Source organism: Planotetraspora kaengkrachanensis, assembly GCF_016862895.1.
GTDB lineage: Bacteria > Actinomycetota > Actinomycetes > Streptosporangiales > Streptosporangiaceae > Planotetraspora > Planotetraspora kaengkrachanensis.
Window position 1 is genome coordinate 17,910 of sequence record NZ_BONV01000062.1, and the last position, 15,870, is coordinate 33,779.

Here is a 15,870-nt window from a genome sequence, read left to right on the forward strand (position 1 = left end):
GCCCTACGGGTGGGCGGCGGCCTGTCTCGGGCCGGTGAGGGGGCCGTACCTTTCGTTGAGCACTCCCATGGCGGCCCCGGCGGCGATGACGTCGACCCCGAGGGCGGGCGTCGTGACGTCGGCGGTCAGCCAGTCGACGCGCGGCACCTCGGTGCGGACCGCGTCCTGGGCCGCGCCGAGATAGGCGTCGGCGTGGGGGAGCAGGTCCGCGCCGGCGAGGACGACGTGGTCGACGTCGATCGCCTGCAGCAGGTTGACGACGCCGACGGCCAGGACGCGCGCGGCGGCGGCGACGTCTCCCCGCGCACGGGCCTGGTCGTGCACGATCTCCAGGCACCCGTTCCTGCCGCACACGCATCGCGGGCCGTCGAGCTGGACCACCATGTGGCCGAACTCGCCGGCGTTCGTGTGCGCGCCGCGGTAGGCGCTGCCGCCGAGCCACAGCCCGGCGCCGATGCCGGACTCGACCATGATCAGTACGGCGTCGCGGAACTTGGGGCCGCGGCGCCACGCCTCGGCCACGACGCCCGCGGTCACGTCCTTGTCGAGCAGCACGGGGAGGCCGAGGCGCTCCGCGGCCAGGTCGCGGAGCGGGACGTCGTGCCAGTGCCGCAGCCGGTGCGCGTCGCGGACGACGCCCTCCGCGTGGTCGAGCGGGCCGACCATGCCGATCCCGACCCCGACGAGCCGCTCGGCCTTGCACCCGCCCGCGAGAGCGGCCACGCCGTCCGCGAGGTCGTCGAGCAGCCGCACGGGAGTGAAGTCGCCGGGCAGGGGGGTGACGACCGACTGCCGCACCTCGCCTGCGAGGTCGCACAGGACCAGCCGGAGCGTACGGCGGGCGACGTGCGCCCCGATGGCGTAGCGGCTGTCCGGGACCAGGCGGTAGACGCTCGTCGGCTTGCCCACGCCGTGCCGCCGCACCCCGTCCGGCTCCACGAGGCCGGCCGCCAGGAGGCGCGCGATCACCTTGGAGACCGCCTGCGGCGTCAGGCCGGTGCCCGCGGCGATGGTCGCGCGGTCGAAAACGTCGGTGCGGCGGGCGATCGCGACCACCAGCGCGTCGTTGTAGTCGCGCAGGTAGTCCAGATCGGCGGCCTTGTCCACCCCGCCAGCGTATTACGCAACAGCGTTGCTATTCTAGAGACCGCACTGACCTCGAGTTCCTCAGCCGCCTCTCTCCGACGCAAGGCCGGCAGTGCTTTCTACGATCACGAAGGTTTCGCATGAGCCCCCTCACCCCGGCGCAGCGCTGGTCTGCGCTCCTCGCGCTCGCCCTTGGCGGCTTCGCCATCGGCCTGACGGAGTTCGTCGCCATGGGTCTGCTGCCGGACATCGCGCGTAGCCTGCTGCCGACGCTCTACGCGCGGTCCACCTCCGAGGCCGTGGCGCAGGCCGGTTGGATGATCAGCGTGTACGCCCTGGGCGTCGTCGTCGGCGCACCGCTGTTCGCCGCGCTCACCGCGCGGGTGCCGCGCAAGAAGATCCTGCTCGGGCTCCTTGCCCTCTTCATCGTGGGCACCGCGGCCTCGGCGGCGGCCCCCACGTTCGGGCTCGTCCTGGTCGCCAGGTTCGTGGCCGCGCTGCCGCACGGCGCCTACTTCGGAGCCGCGGGACTGGTCGCCGCCTCGATCATGGGTCCGGGCAGCCACGGCAAGGGCTTCGCCGTCTCGCTCGGCGGCCTGACCGTGGCCAACGTCATCGGCGTGCCGGTGATCACGCATGTCGGCCAGTCGTCCGGATGGCGGGTCGCCTACCTCATCATCGCGATCATCTTCGCCCTGACGCTGTTCGCCGTGCTGGCGACGGTGCCGGCGATCGCCGCCCACCCGAACGGATCAGCACGCAGCGAACTGCGCGCCTTCCGCGCGCCGCAGGTGTGGCTCGTCGCGGGCATCGCGTCGATCGGCTTCGGCGGATTCTTCGCCATCGACAGTTACATCGCCCCGGTGACCACTCACGTCGCCGGACTGCCGGCCTCGACGGTCCCCTGGGTCCTCGTCGCCGTCGGCCTCGGGATGACGATCGGAAACGCCGCAGGCGGCTGGGCCTCGGACCGCGACCTGCGGCGGTCCATGCTCTCCGGGTTCCCGGTCTTCATCGCCTCTATGGTCGTCTTCGCGCTCGTGTCCCGCTGGACGGCCGGGCTGTACGTCGGAGCCTTCCTGGTCGGAGCGGCGAGCCTGTTCCTTGGCCCGGCGTTGCAGTCCCGGCTGATCCAGGTCGCCCCCGGCGCGCAGATGATGGGGGCGGCCGTCAACCAGTCCGCGATGAACGTCGCGAACAGCCTCGGCGCGCTGCTGGGCGGCGTGGTGATCGCGGGAGGGCTCGGCTACGTCGCCCCCACCTGGGTCGGGGTGGGTCTCGGCCTCATCGGGTTCGCACTCGCGGGCATCAGCTACGCGCTCGAGTCCCCCCGGAGGCGTAGCGCGCAGGCGCCGCTCCCAGAGTCGGCGTAAGTACGGCGATCGCCGGTCCCGGGGAGTGCCCGGGACCGGCCAGACCCGAGCATGCGCTCGAGGCCGTGCGGCGGACCGATCAGGCGGTCGAGGCCTCTCCGGCCGCACGGCGACCCAGTTCCGCCTCCACCGCCTCGACCGACTCCGTGGCCTTGTCGCGGTGGTACTCCCGCCAGGAGTAGGCGATGGCGGCGGCCCAGACGACGGCGATGCCGATGTAGGCGGCGGCCTGCACGTTCCCTGGGGCGTCGACCAGGTCGCTGCGCAGCAGCGTGCGGACGTTGGTCAGGATGATGACGCCGCCCACCGCGGACCCGAGGATGCGGGGCGGGATGTGGCGGACCATCCAGGCCGCGATGGGGGCGGCGATGACGCCGCCGAGCAGGAGGACTCCGACCCAGGCGAAGTCGATGTTCTCCGAGCCGATGCCGACGAAGAACCCGACGCTCGCGGCGATGGCGACGAGGAACTCACTGGCGTCGATCGATCCGATCACCTTGCGCGGGGCGAGCCGTCCGCTGGCCAGGATGGCCGGAGTGCCGACCGGGCCCCAACCGCCGCCGCCGGTGGCGTCGATGAATCCGGCGACCAGTCCGAGGGGTGCGAGGAAGCGCCTGCGCAGCGGCTTGCCCAGGTTCCCGCGCGGCAGGCCGAACGTGGTGAACCGGATGAGGACGTACAGGCCGAGCGTGAGCAGGATGATCGACATGACCGGCGCCGCCACCTCGGTGGACAGGCTGGACAGGAACGTCGCGCCGGCGAACGCGCCGGCGGCGCCCGGCACGCCGATCCTGGCGACGACCTTCCAGTCGATGTTGCCGAAACGCCAGTGCGAGACGCCTGAGGCGAGGGTGGTGCCGATCTCCGCCAGGTGGACGGTGGCCGAGGCCGCGGCCGCGTTGGTGCCGATCGCGAGCAGGAGAGTGGTCGAGGTGACTCCGTACGCCATGCCGAGGGCGCCGTCGACCAGCTGGGCGGCGAAACCCACCAGTCCGAGCAGTATGAGCGAACGCACCACGTCCCCTTCCTACTATCTCAATCGTTGAAGTAGGAATTATCGTGAATTACACAATTCGTATCCGTCAAGTCACGTTTCGGATTCGTCGGAGAAGGCCTGGTCAGGCCGGATGAGCCGGTGACGGGCCAGCGTTCCCCGTTGAGGCGGCTTCACACAGGGGGTCTCTCGCGGGCCGTGATCGCGCGGCGGGTCTTCATCGGCCGCAGGGCGGCCCCGGCCGTTTCGCCGCCGGCCGGGGACGCCCCGTGGTTCAGCACTGACCGTCGGCGAGCACCCAGTAGTCCGGGCCGGTCTGCTTCAGGGCGTGGACGGTGAACGTGTTCCACAGGCCCATGGCGTCGTTGGAGCCGTCGGCGAAGGTGTAGCCGCCGGACTGGTGGGCGCGGCCGGCGGTGGTGTGGGCGTAGTTGCTGGCCCTGACGCAGACAGCGGGCCCGGTCGGTGTCGGCGTCGGCGTGGGGGTGGGCGTGGGGGTGGCCGGCGGCGTCGGGGTGGGCGTGGAGGTGGGCGGGGTCGTGCCGTCGAGGCCGAAGAAACGGGCGTCGTGGTAGGCCGAGCAGATGGTGTCGAGGAAGTACGCCGCCGTGGTCCCGCACTGGTCGGCGGCGCCGCCCGGGTCGATCGGCAGGCCGTGACCCATTCCGGCGATCTCGTACAGCCGTACGGCGTCGTCGCCGTACACCTTCAGTGAGGTGCCGCCGGTCAGCGACTGGGTGGACGTGGGGGTCTGCGAGACGCCCCGCACGTTCGTCCACTGGTCACGCAACTGCGTGCCGTTGGCGGGGGTGACCGTGTAGTCGGCCTGGCCCTGCCAGATGGCGACGCGCGGGTACGGCCCGGAGTAGCCGGCGTACGCCCCTCGGACCAGGTCGCCCCACTGCTGCGGGGTCTTGCTGGTGGCGCTGTACTGGCAGCCGGACGCCTGCAGCAGGCTTGCCGCGCAGCGGTAGGCCAGCCCGGCGCCGATCGAGCCGCCGGCGAAGACGTCCGGATAGGTGGCCAGCATGACCGCGGTCATCGCCCCGCCGGCCGACAGGCCGCTGACGAAGATCCGTGAGGGGTCGCTTCCGTACTCGGCGACCGCGTGGGCGACCATGGAGCGGATGGAGGCGGCCTCGCCCTGGCCGCGGGTGGTGTCGCCGGTCTCGAACCAGTTGAAGCAACTCGACGCGTTGTTGGCGCTGCTCGTCTGCGGCACGACGAGGGCGAAGCCCCACTGGTCGGCGTACTTGCGCCAGCCCGAGTTGGCGAAGTACCCGGCGGCGTTCTGGGTGCACCCGTGCAGGAGCACCACGAGCGGGCGGCCGCTCGACAGGCCGTCGGGGCGGTAGCCGTACATCGTGAGGTTGCCGGGGTTGCTGCCGAAGGAGGTGACCTGAACCAGCGACGCCGCCCGCGCGGGGGCCGCGTTCAGGGCCGTGCCGAGCAGGCCGGACAGTGCGAGGAGGACGGCGAGCAGTGTGAGGACCGCTCGTGACGGTCGCGCCGGGAGGGGTGTGGCCATGGGGGGCTCCTTGTGACCTGGATCACTGGTCCTTTCCGCGCACGGTAGAGCTCTGGACACGTCTCCGACATGTTCGCGAAACACACTTTTCGCTTCGATGTCATGGTCCTGGCGGTACGTCTGGCTCGCTGTGAATGGGACAACATGACGCTTTCGTGAACTCCGCATGGGGATGGCCACGGGAACGTGGGGGTACGCGCTCCAACACTGCGGGCCGGTCGCATCCATCGTGTGGGACCGGCGACGACGAAGGTTTCCATGATCAGTACAGTGCTCATCGGTCTCGCGGCGGCCTGCCTGCTCGGGCTGGGCTTCGTGGCGCAGCAGCACGCCGCCTACACCGAGCCGCTCGGCGAGATGCTGCGGGTGCACCTGATCCTCGACCTCGTCCGCAAGCCGCTGTGGTTGTGCGGAGTCGCCGCGATGGTGGGCGGCCAGATCCTCGGCGCGGTGGTCCTGCAGCGGGCCGACATCGCGCGGGTGGAGCCGCTCCTGGCGACCAACCTCATCTTCGCGCTCGGAGCCGCGGCCATCGTCTACAAGGAGCGGCTGGGCTGGGTGGAGTGGCTGGGCGCGGTGCTGGTCAGCGGCGGGGTCGCCGTCTTCCTGGCGTTCGGGCAGCCGCACGGCGGCGAAGCGCCAGGGCCGGGATCCCCGGTCTGGCTCTCCGTCCTCGGCGTCCTGATGGCGGCGGCGGCTCTGGTCATGGCCGCGCTCCGGCTCGACCTGCAGACCAAGGCGATGTTGCTGGCCGCCTCGGCGGGGATGTTGTACGGCCTCCAGGACGCTCTCACCCGGGACTCGCTGCTCACCCTCGCGCGGGGAGCGGACGCCCTGGCGGCGACGTGGCAGCCGTACATGGTCGCCGTGGTCGCCGTCGTCGGCATCCTGCTCAACCAGAGCGCGTTCGACGCCGCGCCGCTGCGGATCTCCCTGCCGGCGACGACCGCCGCGGAACCGATCACCGGGATCGTGCTCGGGGTCGCGATCTTCAGTGAGCACCTCCGCGTCGACCCGGGCGCGGTGGCGGGTGAGGTCCTCGGCCTGATCGCCCTCGTCGCGGGCATCGTCATCCTCGGCCGATCGCCGTTCCTCGCCAAGTCGGACCGGAACCGGGAGGAGAGCCCCGATCCCGAATGCCGGTGACCGCCGTCCCCGGCCCGGTGTCAGGCGGCGACCGCGTCCACGTCCCTGTCGAAGACGCGGTGCTCGGCGATCACCGCCGCGAACGCCGCGGCGAACTCGTCGCCCGTCGTCTCCGGCCCGATGACGCCCTGGCGGCCGGGCAGGGCGGCGGCCTCCAGCAAGGCCTCGCCGTCCGGCAGGGCGCCGATCGCCTTGCCGTGCTTGAAGGCCTCGCGGACGAAGTGCACCGCGTGGCCGTTCTCGCTCAACTCCCCGCCGTCGGCGAGCAGGACGGCGTCGTACAGCACGGAGGACACCGCGCTGAGTTGCCTGTCCACGGCTAGCGAGCCGACCTGTCCCTCATGGGAGGTGACGATCTCGCAGATCGCCCCCTTCTCCTGCAGCGCCGCCATGACCTGGCCGGCCCGGTTCAGGTCGGCGCCGCCCGCGACCAGGAAGGCGATCTTCCTGGTCGCGATCGAGTCCCGCGGGGAGTTGGCCTGGCTGAGCGCCGGGGACGTCCTGCCGTGGTTGGGCGTCGTGGCGCCGGGGGAGGGCATGCCCAGCCCGGCGGCGACCTGCGCGGCCAGACCGGCGTCGACGTTGGCCAGCCGCTGGACGACCTGCTCCTTGATGTACCTGCGCTCCACGTGCCCGAGTTCGAAAAGGAAGGCCTCGACGATGTGCCGCTTCTCCCAGGCGGACATGCTGTTCCAGAAGAGGGTCGCCTGGCTGTAGTGATCCTCGAAGCTGGGGCTGCGTTTGCGGATCTTGTTGCCGTCGACGCGCTCCTGGTAGTGCCGGAAGACGCCCTCCATGTCGCCGCTCAGCACTCCGGACATCGGGCAGCCGCCGCTGATGGAGTTCGGCGCGTAGCTGGTCCTGCCCCGGTGGATGATCCGCTGGTTGTAGCCGTCCCGCTGGTCGTTGTGCACGGGGGCGATCGGCCGGTTGACCGGGATCTGCGCGAAGTTCGGCCCGCCCAGGCGGATGAGCTGGGTGTCCAGGTAGGAGAAGTTCCTGGCCTGAAGCAGCGGGTCGTTGGTGAAGTCGATCCCCGGCACGACGTTGGCCGTGTGGAAGGCCACCTGCTCGGTCTCGGCGAAGAAGTTGTCCGGGTTCCGGTCGAGGACCATCCGGCCGACCACGCGGACCGGGACGACCTCCTCAGGGATGATCTTCGTGGCGTCGAGCAGATCGAAGTCGAAACTGTGCTCGTCCGCCTCGGGCACGAGTTGCAGGCCGAGCTCCCATTCCGGGAACGCGCCGCGCTCGATGGACTCCCAGAGGTCCCTGCGGTTGAAGTCGGGGTCGTTGCCCTGGATGCGCAGCACCTCGTCCCAGACGAGGGAGTGGGTGCCGAGGACGGGGCGCCAGTGGAACTTGACGAACGTGCCCCGCCCTTCCGCGTTGACCAGGCGGAACGTGTGGACGCCGAACCCCTGCATCATGCGGAAGCTGCGGGGGATCGCCCGGTCGGACATCAGCCACATGACCATGTGCATGATCTCCGGCTGGAGCTGCACGAAGTCCCAGAACGTGTCGTGCGCCGACTGGGCCTGCGGGATCTCGTTGTGCGGCTCGGGCTTGACCGCGTGGACGAAGTCGGGGAACTTGACGCCGTCCTGGATGAAGAAGACCGGCATGTTGTTGCCGACCAGGTCGTAGTTTCCCTGGCGGGTGTAGAACTTCGTGGCGAACCCGCGTACGTCCCGTACGGTGTCGGCCGAGCCGCGCGACCCGGCCACCGTGGAGAAGCGCACGAAGACCGGCGTGCGCGCCGAGGTGTCGCACAGGAAGTCGGCGACGGTGAACTCGGCGAGCGACTCGTAGAGGTGGAAGTACCCGTACGCGCCGGCGCCCCGCGCGTGGACGACGCGTTCCGGGATGCGCTCGTGGTCGAACCGGGTGATCTTCTCGCGGAAGTGGAAGTCCTCGAGCAGCGTCGGGCCGCGTTCGCCCGCCGCCAGCGAGTTGTCGGTGTCGTCGACCCGCACGCCCTGGTCGGTGGTGAGACGGCTGCCCTCGGAACCGACCCGGTAGGCGTCGAGTTGCCGCTGCTTGTCGTCATTTCCTTCGGCCACGGGATCCCCCTCAGGAATCGTGCGTACGAGGGCACCCGTACCCGGCGCGGCGTCGGCGCACGGCGGGGCGCGGTCCATGGCGGGGTAATTTGGGCGCCGGGACCATGAGCGGGGAATGTGCAGGCGAAGCCGGGGTAGCAGGCCGTTCATGGCCGAATCACAGTCCGGTGGACGACTGGTGGCGGGGCGGTACCGGCTGATCGAACCGCTGGGCAGCGGCGGCATGGGGACGGTGTGGCGGGCCGCCGACCGCGTACTCGGGCGGGAGGTCGCGGTCAAGGAACTGCGCGGCCCCGCCGAGCTCGCCGGACCCGAGCGGGAGGCGTTCACCCTGCGGACCTTCCGCGAGGCCAGGGCCGCGGGCCGCCTGAACCATCCCGGCGTCGTGGCCGTCTACGACATCTTCGAGTATGGCGGCCATCCATGGATCGTCATGCAGCTGGTGCGGTCGCGCACGCTCGGGTCCCTCGTCCAGGAAGAGGGTCCGCTGCCGCCCCGCCGGGTGGCCGGGATCGGCGTGCAGATCCTCGCCGGCCTCCGGGCCGCGCACGCGGCGGGAGTACTCCACCGTGACGTCAAGCCGGACAACGTGCTGATCACCGATGAGGGCCGTGCCGTACTGACGGACTTCGGCATCGCGACGCTGGAGGACGACTCGCCCGTGACCCGCACGGGCACGCTGATCGGAACGCCCGCGTTCATCGCCCCCGAACGGGCCGCCGGCGGAAGCGCCGAACGGGCCTCGGATCTGTGGTCGCTCGGCGTGACGATGTTCCTCGCGGTGGAGGGGCGGTCTCCCTTCCAGCGCGGCCACGCGCTCGCGACGCTCGCCGCCGTGGTGTACGACCAGCACGGGCCTCTGGTCCGGGCAGGGCCGCTGGCCCCCGTCATCGACGGGTTGCTCGCCAAGGACCCGGCAGGTCGCCTGGACGGAGCCGAGGCGGACTCGTGGCTGCGGGCGATCGCGGAGAGCGAGTCCCCCGAGCGCTCGTCCGTGCCGGTGCCGCCCGTCCCCGTTGGCGCGACCATTCCCGTCCCGGCGCCACCGCCCGTGCGGCGGAGCGGGCGATGGAACCTCGCGGCGGCGACGGGAGCTCTGGTCGTGCTCGTCGGGTCGGCGGCCGGCGGCATGGCCTATCTCACCGCCCGGCCGGATCCGGGCGGGACGGTCCCCGGCGTGAGCACGCCCACGGTCACCGTCTTCACCACCCGCACGACACCACCGGTGTCCGAGGACGAGCCGCCCCCGGCCGTACGGCCACCTGAGTATTCGGCTGAAGAGCCCGGCCGTCAGCGCCCGGCGCGCCCGCACAAGAAGAAGGACAAGCCGGGGAAGGGGAACTCCGGCGAGGGCGGCCCTGAGGAAAGTCCGCAGCCGACGCCCACCGAGGAGCAGACGAGTGAGCCCCCGGCCGACGGCCCCAGCCAGACGCCCCAGGGCGGTCAGGAGTCGCCAGGACCCGGCGTCGAACAGGCCGGCAGACAGACCGGCCGGAAGTCAGGCGGTCCGGCGGGTGCCTGAAGGTGGACCGGGTTCAAGGCCCGGGGGAGCGAGGCCGGGGGTTGAGCGGGGCGGTGAGGCCTCGGACCGAGCGAGGGGGTCTGTCACCTCGCGTGGTCCGGGGGACGGACGGCGAGCGGCGGTGTGATCGGCCCCCGTCGCGCGTGTTCCGGGAAGAGGGCAGGCGCGGGCTCCGGCTCACTCCCCGTCGAGCCGGACGGCCTGCCCGATGTAGTCGCGCAGGGCGTCCGCGTTGAGGGCGTCCGCTTTCTTGATCTTGACGTGCCGGGTGGTCTTCCCTGAGCCCTCAAGCAGGCCGAACTCGTCTGTGAACTCCGCGCCCCTCGCGAAGGCGAAGGTGATGTGCGTCTTGCTGGGGCTGATGATCGCCAGGAGTTTCCTTCCCTGCCACGCGGGGGAACCCCGGCTGATCACCTCCTCCGCGCCGGGGGCGTTCTCCTTCATGAGCTCGCGCAGCGTGCCGACGATGCTCTGGTGCTCAGGAAGGACCTTGGTTCTGACGAATTCGTCGACGGCTTCGTTGGGCATGGGCGGGACCTCCGTTGCTTGCCGTTGGAAGTCACTTGATCATGACGAAGGGAGGTCGCGCAACGCGTTCGCCGGGTCACGGAGACCGAGCCGAGAAATCTACAGCGTAAAGGCGGTCGCGTCGGTCGCCTGCGCCTTTCCTCGTGCCGCCACGGCGCTCATCGTCGGATCGAGGTCGACGTGCGGTTCCACCAGTGGGAAGACGACGTGCCAGAGGAGCAGCGCCGTGAGCGTCGTCGCCCCGGCGTCAGCCGCTCGTGCGCTTCCAGCGCACCACGGTCAGCGAGGACGCGGCGGGCTGCGCGCCCTGAGCCGCGACGGGCCGTCACGCGGGGTGGTCCCCTTCCTGGGCGGGAACGGCCCCGTCGTCCGGCAGGGCCGGGGCGGGAACGGCCCCGTCGCCGTCGCCGTCACCGGCGGGCAGGGCCGGAGCGGACACGGGGAGGGTGAAGCGGATGCACGTGCCGTCGGTGTGGCCGGTGTCGATCCAGATCCGGCCGCCGTGGAACTCGACGATCTTCTTGCAGAGCGCGAGGCCGATCCCGGTGCCCTCGTAGGCCTCGCGAGTGTGGAGGCGCTGGAAGATGACGAAGACCTTCTCGGTGAACCCCGCGCCGATGCCGATGCCGTTGTCGGTGACGCTCAGCTGCCACTGACCCGATTCCGGCTCCGGGGCGCAGTCGACACGGACGACCGGTGGGCGGTCGGCGTGGCGGAACTTCACGGAGTTGCCGACGAGGTTCTGCCACAACATGGTCAGGAGGTTCGGATCGCCGACGACCTCGGGCAGGTGCCGCGGGCGTTCGATCCTGCCGTCCGACTCCTCGATCCGCCCCGCCAGGTTCGCCAGTGCGGCGTCCAGGGCGTCGTCGAGGGCGACGCGCACACGGGCGTCGTTGACCCGGCCGACACGGGAGAAGGCGAGCAGGTCGTTGATCAGGAACTGCATGCGCTTGGCGCCGTCGACGGCGAAGGAGATGTAGGTCAGGCCCCGCTCGTCGAGCTTGTCGGCGTAGCGCCGTTCAAGCATCTGGCAGAAGGAGGCGACCTTGCGCAGCGGTTCCTGCAGATCATGGGAGGCCACGTAGGCGAACTGCTCAAGTTCGGCGTTGGAACGGCGTAGTTCCACGGTCTGGGCGTCCAGATGGGCCGTCTGTTCGGTCAGGACGGCCCGCTGCTCCTGCGAATCGTTCAGCGCCTCGACGATCCGCCCGCGCATCGCCTCTACGTCGTGGGCCACGTCACGTAGGTCGGCGGGGCCCTGGGCGGGGATGTGGTGGCCGAAGTCGCCCCACGCCACCCGCCGGGACGCGGCGCGCAGGGCGCGCAGGGGCCGTCCGACCGCGAGGTGGAACAGGACGGCGAACGCCAGGCCGGTCAGGACGAACAGGATCAGCATCGCGGTGAACGCCCAGTCGCGCAGGGTGCGCATCCGTACGAGGTCGTCCCGGGAGTCCGCCCGGGCCCGGTCCAGGTGGTCGTTCTGTGTCTGGAACAGGGCGCGGATGCGGTCGAAGGCGCGTTTCCCCGCGTCCAGCTGAGCCTCGTCGGGGGTGGCGCCGGACTGCACGGCGGCGATGTTGGGCGTCGCGTACGAGCGGCGCCATTGCGCCCCCGCCTCACGTATGGCGGCGACGTCCGCGGCCAGGTCCGGCAGATCGCCGACCAGCGCGGTGATCTGCGCGGCCTCGGTCTGTTCTGTGGCCACGCCGGCGGTGTAGGGCTCGAGGAAGGCCGGGGCGCCGGTGAGCAGATAGCCGCGCACGCCGGTCTCCTGGTCGATCAGCGCGCTCTGCAGCCGCGCCGCCGAGGTGCGGGCGGGTGCGATGCGGTCCACCAGCCGGTCCGAGACCTCGGCGGTGCTGTTGAGCAACCAGGCGCCGATCCCGGCGCAGATCAGCACGAGGACGGTCATGACGCTCAGCAGAACGTAGACCTGTGCCTGCGTGGTGAGCCGGTGCCGGCCCCGCCCGAGATCGCCGGGAGGGATTCGCACCGACTCCGTGCTCTCCGGCGGTCGGATGTCGGGGCTCCCGTGCATGAGGGCCAACATAGCCGCCCGCCGAGGTCCCTCGACCCGGGACGCCCGCCGAGGGTTGACCGCGCAGCGATGATCGCGCAGGCTGCCCCCTGGACCACCCGCTCCCGCACCTTTGAAGGAGTTCTCATGGCGCACATCCCTTTGGGGGACGACCTCCCCGGAATCACCGGCCTCTTCCGCTACCGTCCGGAGACCGCCCGCCCGCTGAGCGAGCTGGCCGAGGTGTTGTTGCGCGGCGAGAGCTCGTTGTCCCGAGGGGAGCGGGAGCTGATCGCGGCGTATGTGTCGGCGCAGAACGACTGCCGGTACTGCTACTCCTCACACGCCGCGTTCGCCGCCGCCCAGTTGCCGGAGGGGACGGGGCCCGTCGAGGACGTCTGCGCCGATCCGTCCTCCGCGTCGATCTCGGCCAAGATGAAGGCGCTGCTCGAGATCGCCGCCGCCGTACGGGAGGGCGGGAGGTCCGTCACGGACGAGCACGTGGCCGCCGCCCGCGCGGAAGGGGCCACCGACGTCGAGATCCATGACGTGGTGCTCATCTCGGCCGCGTTCTGCATGTTCAACCGCTACGTGGACGGCCTGGGCGCGTTCACCCCGGACGATCCGGCGGCGTACAAGGCCATGGCCGACCGCGTCGTCCGGTTCGGCTACGCGAGCTCGCTGACCGGTCCCCGGTAGCCTGACGCGCCCCCGGGGCGGAGGTCAGGACAGGCGGCCGACGTGCGCCAGGGCCTGCTTCAGCAGGACGCCCTGCCCGCCGGCCATCTCCTGCTGCACGATCGGCGACGAGGCCTCCTCAGGGGTGAACCAGACCAGGTCGAGCGCGTCCTGCCGGGGACGGCAGTCGCCCGCGACCGGTACGACGTACGCGAGCGACACGGCGTGCTGCCGGGGGTCGTGGTACGGCGTCACGCCCTGGGTCGGGAAGTACTCCGCGATGGTGAACGGCTGAGGCGAGGCGGGGACGCGAGGCAGGGCCGTCGGGCCGAGATCCTTCTCCAGGTGCCGCATGAGCGCGTCGCGCACGCGCTCATGGTGGAGGACGCGGCCGGACACGAGCGCACGGCTGACCGTGCCGTCCGAGCCGATGCGGAGCAGCAGGCCGACATGGGTGACCACTCCCGTGTCGTCGACCCGCACGGGCACCGCGTCGACGTAGAGGATCGGCATCCGCGCACGGGTCGACTCGAGCTCTTCTGGGCTGAGCCAGCCCGGCGTGGTTTCGGTCATTTCGGTCATTGATCGATGGTACCCGGCCACCCGTCCTTGACTCGTGGATTGCCGGATCACGCGGCGGGCGTGGTGTTCCCCCTGCTCGCGTGGTGAAGCCTTTGAAGGCGGCGGCCGGGGATGGCGGCTGGCGGTAACGACATCGGGGCCCCGCAGGGTGGATCGTGGAACCCGGATACGGAATCCGTGTCCTCGTATACAGTATCCATTTGGAGTATGCAGGGAGGACATCGTGACCTGCATGTCCAGAACGACCGGCCGGTTACGGAGGTTGGCGCGGCACCTGCGTCCGCAGTCGATCCGCGGCCGTCTCACCGTTTTGGTCACGCTCCTGGCGATCCTGCTCCTCCTCCCCACGGGTGCGGCGGAGGGAGCCGTGGGCCGCCAGGCGCTGGGCGACGCCCTGTGGCTGGAGGCCAGGGAACAGGCGAACCTCACGGCCGCGGCGGACCGGCTCAACGAGCTGCGCGACCCGCTCGTGCCGCGCGTCGCCGGGGTCGACCTCGTCCAGGTCGTCGCGCCTGGCCACCGCGTCGTCGACGCGTCGAGGGACGCGTTGGGGATGCCGCCCCTCACGTCGGCGTGGCCGGCACCGGGAGACCCGGAGGAGGACGTGCAGACCTGCACGACACACCTCGGATGCGTCCGGCTCGCCGCGTTGCGGATCAAGGGCACCGCGAACTCGCCGGTGGTCTACGCGGGGCGGCTCGCCGCCGGCCTGACCTCGACGGGGATCTTCGCCCGGCTCTTCGGCGTGCAGGACGGATTGCTGGTCCTCCTGGCCGCCCTGGCGACCTGGAAGATCACCGGCCGGACGCTGAAGCCGGTGAACGCCATCCGCGACGACCTCGACGCCATCAACGGCGACGACCCGAGCGCCCGGGTGCCAGAACTGCCGGGCAGGGACGAGATCGCCCGCCTCGCCAGGACCGTCAACGCCACGCTTGGCCGGATAGAGGAGGCCACACTGCAAAGGGACGCCGTCCTCGCGCGGCAGCGGCAGTTCGTCGCCGACGCCTCACACGAGCTGCGCACGCCCCTCGCGGGTCTGCGCGCCGAGCTGGAGATGGGGCAGCTGCATCCGGAGGACACAGATCTGAACGAGCTGGTCGACGGCGCCCTGGGGGACGTGGACCGGCTGGAGGCGATCATCACCGACCTGCTCCTCCTGGCCCGGGTGGGAACCGCCGGGGTCGCCGACAGGACGCCGATGAACCTGTGTGACCTGGTTCAGGCCGAGGTGTCCCAGCGGCTCGACCGGCTGCCGGTCCGGGTGCGGACCGGCTCGTCCGTGCCCGTCACCTGCGTGCGCGTCCAGATCGCCCGGCTGCTCAGGAACCTGCTCGACAACGCCCAGCGGCACTCCAGGAGCCTCATCCAGGTCGGCGTCCGGCGCGACGGGCCGTTCGCCGAGCTGACCGTGGACGACGACGGACCCGGCATCCCCGAGCCCGACAGGGAGCGCGTCTTCGAGCGGTTCACCCGGCTGGACACGGCCCGCAGCCGCGGCCACGGCGGCACCGGCCTGGGGCTGGCGATCGCCCTAGAGATCGCGCGTGCCCACCGGGGCACCCTGGAGGCGGGGGAGTCGCCGAGCGGCGGCGCGCGCTTCCTGCTCCGGCTCCCGCTGGACGGCTCGCTCGGGTACGACGGCGACCACCTGACCTAGTCCAGAATGTGCCGGTGTGCCCTATTTCGACGAGCCCTCCGTCCGTGTCGGCTAGAAACTCCTTTCGAAATCTGTAGCCAGACGGTTACTCTCTGTGAGATGATTCGTTCAGAGTTTCGATTCGGCGAAGGGGGTCGGCGTGGCAGGCGCACGAGGGCCGCATCCTTCGTCTTCTTCTGGTGCAGGCGACCTGCCGTGCGGTCCCGAATGGTGGGCCGAGGTGACCGCCCAGGCGAGGTCGTCCGACGGCAGTTCGGCGTTGAGCTTTCCGGCGTCGAGCTTTCCGCCGGTGACCGACCAGTGGCCGGATTCGGCCTCTCGTGGCCTGTCGTTCGGGAGCCCGCCACGTCCCGGCCCGGCAGAGTCGGGGGCGCCGGTGGTGGAGTTCCCCGGTTCGGGTTGCGCTGTTCCTCCGGATTCGGTTTCCTCGGTGCCGGACCCGTCCGCCTCGAGTTCGCCGAGTTTCACCCCGCCGTCCTCGTCCTCGTCCTGGCCGTCCTCGTCCTGGCCGTCCTCGTCGTCTCCGTCGGGCGAGCGGTGTGCGGCTGAGGGGTGTGCGGCTGAGGGGTGTGCGGCTGGGGGGTGTGCGGCCGGCGGGTCTGTATGGCCGGATGATCTGGTGGTCAGGGTTGTCGAGGTGGCGTCGGCCTTGGCGCTGGCCGAGTTCCCTGCCTCGCCGTCCATGTGCTT

At 71.0% G+C, this 15,870-nt stretch carries 12 protein-coding genes and 1 pseudogene; 5 read left to right on the forward strand and 8 right to left on the reverse strand.

Going from position 1 to position 15,870, the window contains the following annotated elements; genetic code table 11:
• Positions 1-3 precede the first annotated feature (3 nt).
• Positions 4-1,107: an ROK family transcriptional regulator gene (locus tag Pka01_RS39560; RefSeq protein ID WP_203888152.1), complete on the reverse strand. Its 1,104-nt coding sequence runs from the start codon at positions 1,105-1,107 to the stop codon at positions 4-6.
• A gap of 119 nt (positions 1,108-1,226) precedes the next feature.
• Between Pka01_RS39560 and Pka01_RS39565 the strand changes: the two genes are divergently transcribed.
• A complete protein-coding gene (locus Pka01_RS39565) occupies positions 1,227-2,459 on the forward strand; it encodes an MFS transporter (RefSeq protein WP_203888153.1) in 1,233 nt (410 codons plus the stop codon).
• Positions 2,460-2,538: 79 nt separating this feature from the next.
• Here Pka01_RS39565 and Pka01_RS39570 read toward each other — a convergent pair whose 3' ends face one another.
• Positions 2,539-3,474, reverse strand: coding sequence for a sulfite exporter TauE/SafE family protein (locus tag Pka01_RS39570; RefSeq protein WP_203888154.1), 936 nt, complete (start codon positions 3,472-3,474; stop codon positions 2,539-2,541).
• Between the two features lie 253 nt (positions 3,475-3,727).
• Positions 3,728-4,981, reverse strand: a complete 1,254-nt coding sequence (locus Pka01_RS39575; RefSeq protein ID WP_203888155.1) for an extracellular catalytic domain type 1 short-chain-length polyhydroxyalkanoate depolymerase — start codon at positions 4,979-4,981, stop codon at positions 3,728-3,730.
• Positions 4,982-5,239: 258 nt separating this feature from the next.
• On the opposite strand from Pka01_RS39575, the gene Pka01_RS39580 reads away from it, so the two are divergent.
• Entirely contained in the window at positions 5,240-6,127 is an 888-nt protein-coding gene (locus tag Pka01_RS39580) for a DMT family transporter (RefSeq protein WP_203888156.1), read from the forward strand.
• 20 nt (positions 6,128-6,147) lie between these two features.
• Here Pka01_RS39580 and Pka01_RS39585 read toward each other — a convergent pair whose 3' ends face one another.
• A complete protein-coding gene (locus Pka01_RS39585; RefSeq protein WP_239116273.1) occupies positions 6,148-8,190 on the reverse strand; it encodes a catalase in 2,043 nt (680 codons plus the stop codon).
• Positions 8,191-8,338: 148 nt separating this feature from the next.
• Between Pka01_RS39585 and Pka01_RS39590 the strand changes: the two genes are divergently transcribed.
• Positions 8,339-9,712, forward strand: a complete 1,374-nt coding sequence (locus Pka01_RS39590) for a serine/threonine-protein kinase (protein WP_203888158.1) — start codon at positions 8,339-8,341, stop codon at positions 9,710-9,712.
• Between the two features lie 177 nt (positions 9,713-9,889).
• Here Pka01_RS39590 and Pka01_RS39595 read toward each other — a convergent pair whose 3' ends face one another.
• Together Pka01_RS39595 and Pka01_RS39600 are read right to left on the reverse strand one after the other, a co-directional pair.
• Positions 9,890-10,240, reverse strand: a complete 351-nt coding sequence (locus Pka01_RS39595; RefSeq protein WP_203888159.1) for a DUF1801 domain-containing protein — start codon at positions 10,238-10,240, stop codon at positions 9,890-9,892.
• A 325-nt stretch (positions 10,241-10,565) separates the two neighbouring features.
• On the reverse strand, positions 10,566-12,281 hold the full coding sequence (locus Pka01_RS39600; RefSeq protein WP_203888160.1) for a sensor histidine kinase: 1,716 nt from the start codon (positions 12,279-12,281) through the stop codon (positions 10,566-10,568).
• 126 nt (positions 12,282-12,407) lie between these two features.
• Between Pka01_RS39600 and Pka01_RS39605 the strand changes: the two genes are divergently transcribed.
• Entirely contained in the window at positions 12,408-12,959 is a 552-nt protein-coding gene (locus Pka01_RS39605; protein ID WP_203888161.1) for a carboxymuconolactone decarboxylase family protein, read from the forward strand.
• Between the two features lie 24 nt (positions 12,960-12,983).
• On the opposite strand, the gene Pka01_RS39610 is transcribed toward Pka01_RS39605, so the two are convergent.
• Positions 12,984-13,520, reverse strand: a complete 537-nt coding sequence (locus Pka01_RS39610) for an NUDIX hydrolase family protein (protein WP_203888162.1) — start codon at positions 13,518-13,520, stop codon at positions 12,984-12,986.
• A 232-nt stretch (positions 13,521-13,752) separates the two neighbouring features.
• Between Pka01_RS39610 and Pka01_RS39615 the strand changes: the two genes are divergently transcribed.
• Positions 13,753-15,180: a sensor histidine kinase gene (locus Pka01_RS39615; RefSeq protein ID WP_203888163.1), complete on the forward strand. Its 1,428-nt coding sequence runs from the start codon at positions 13,753-13,755 to the stop codon at positions 15,178-15,180.
• Positions 15,181-15,288: 108 nt separating this feature from the next.
• On the opposite strand, the pseudogene Pka01_RS39620 reads toward Pka01_RS39615, so the two are convergent.
• Positions 15,289-15,870, reverse strand: a pseudogene (locus tag Pka01_RS39620) (hypothetical protein); the annotation flags it as partial.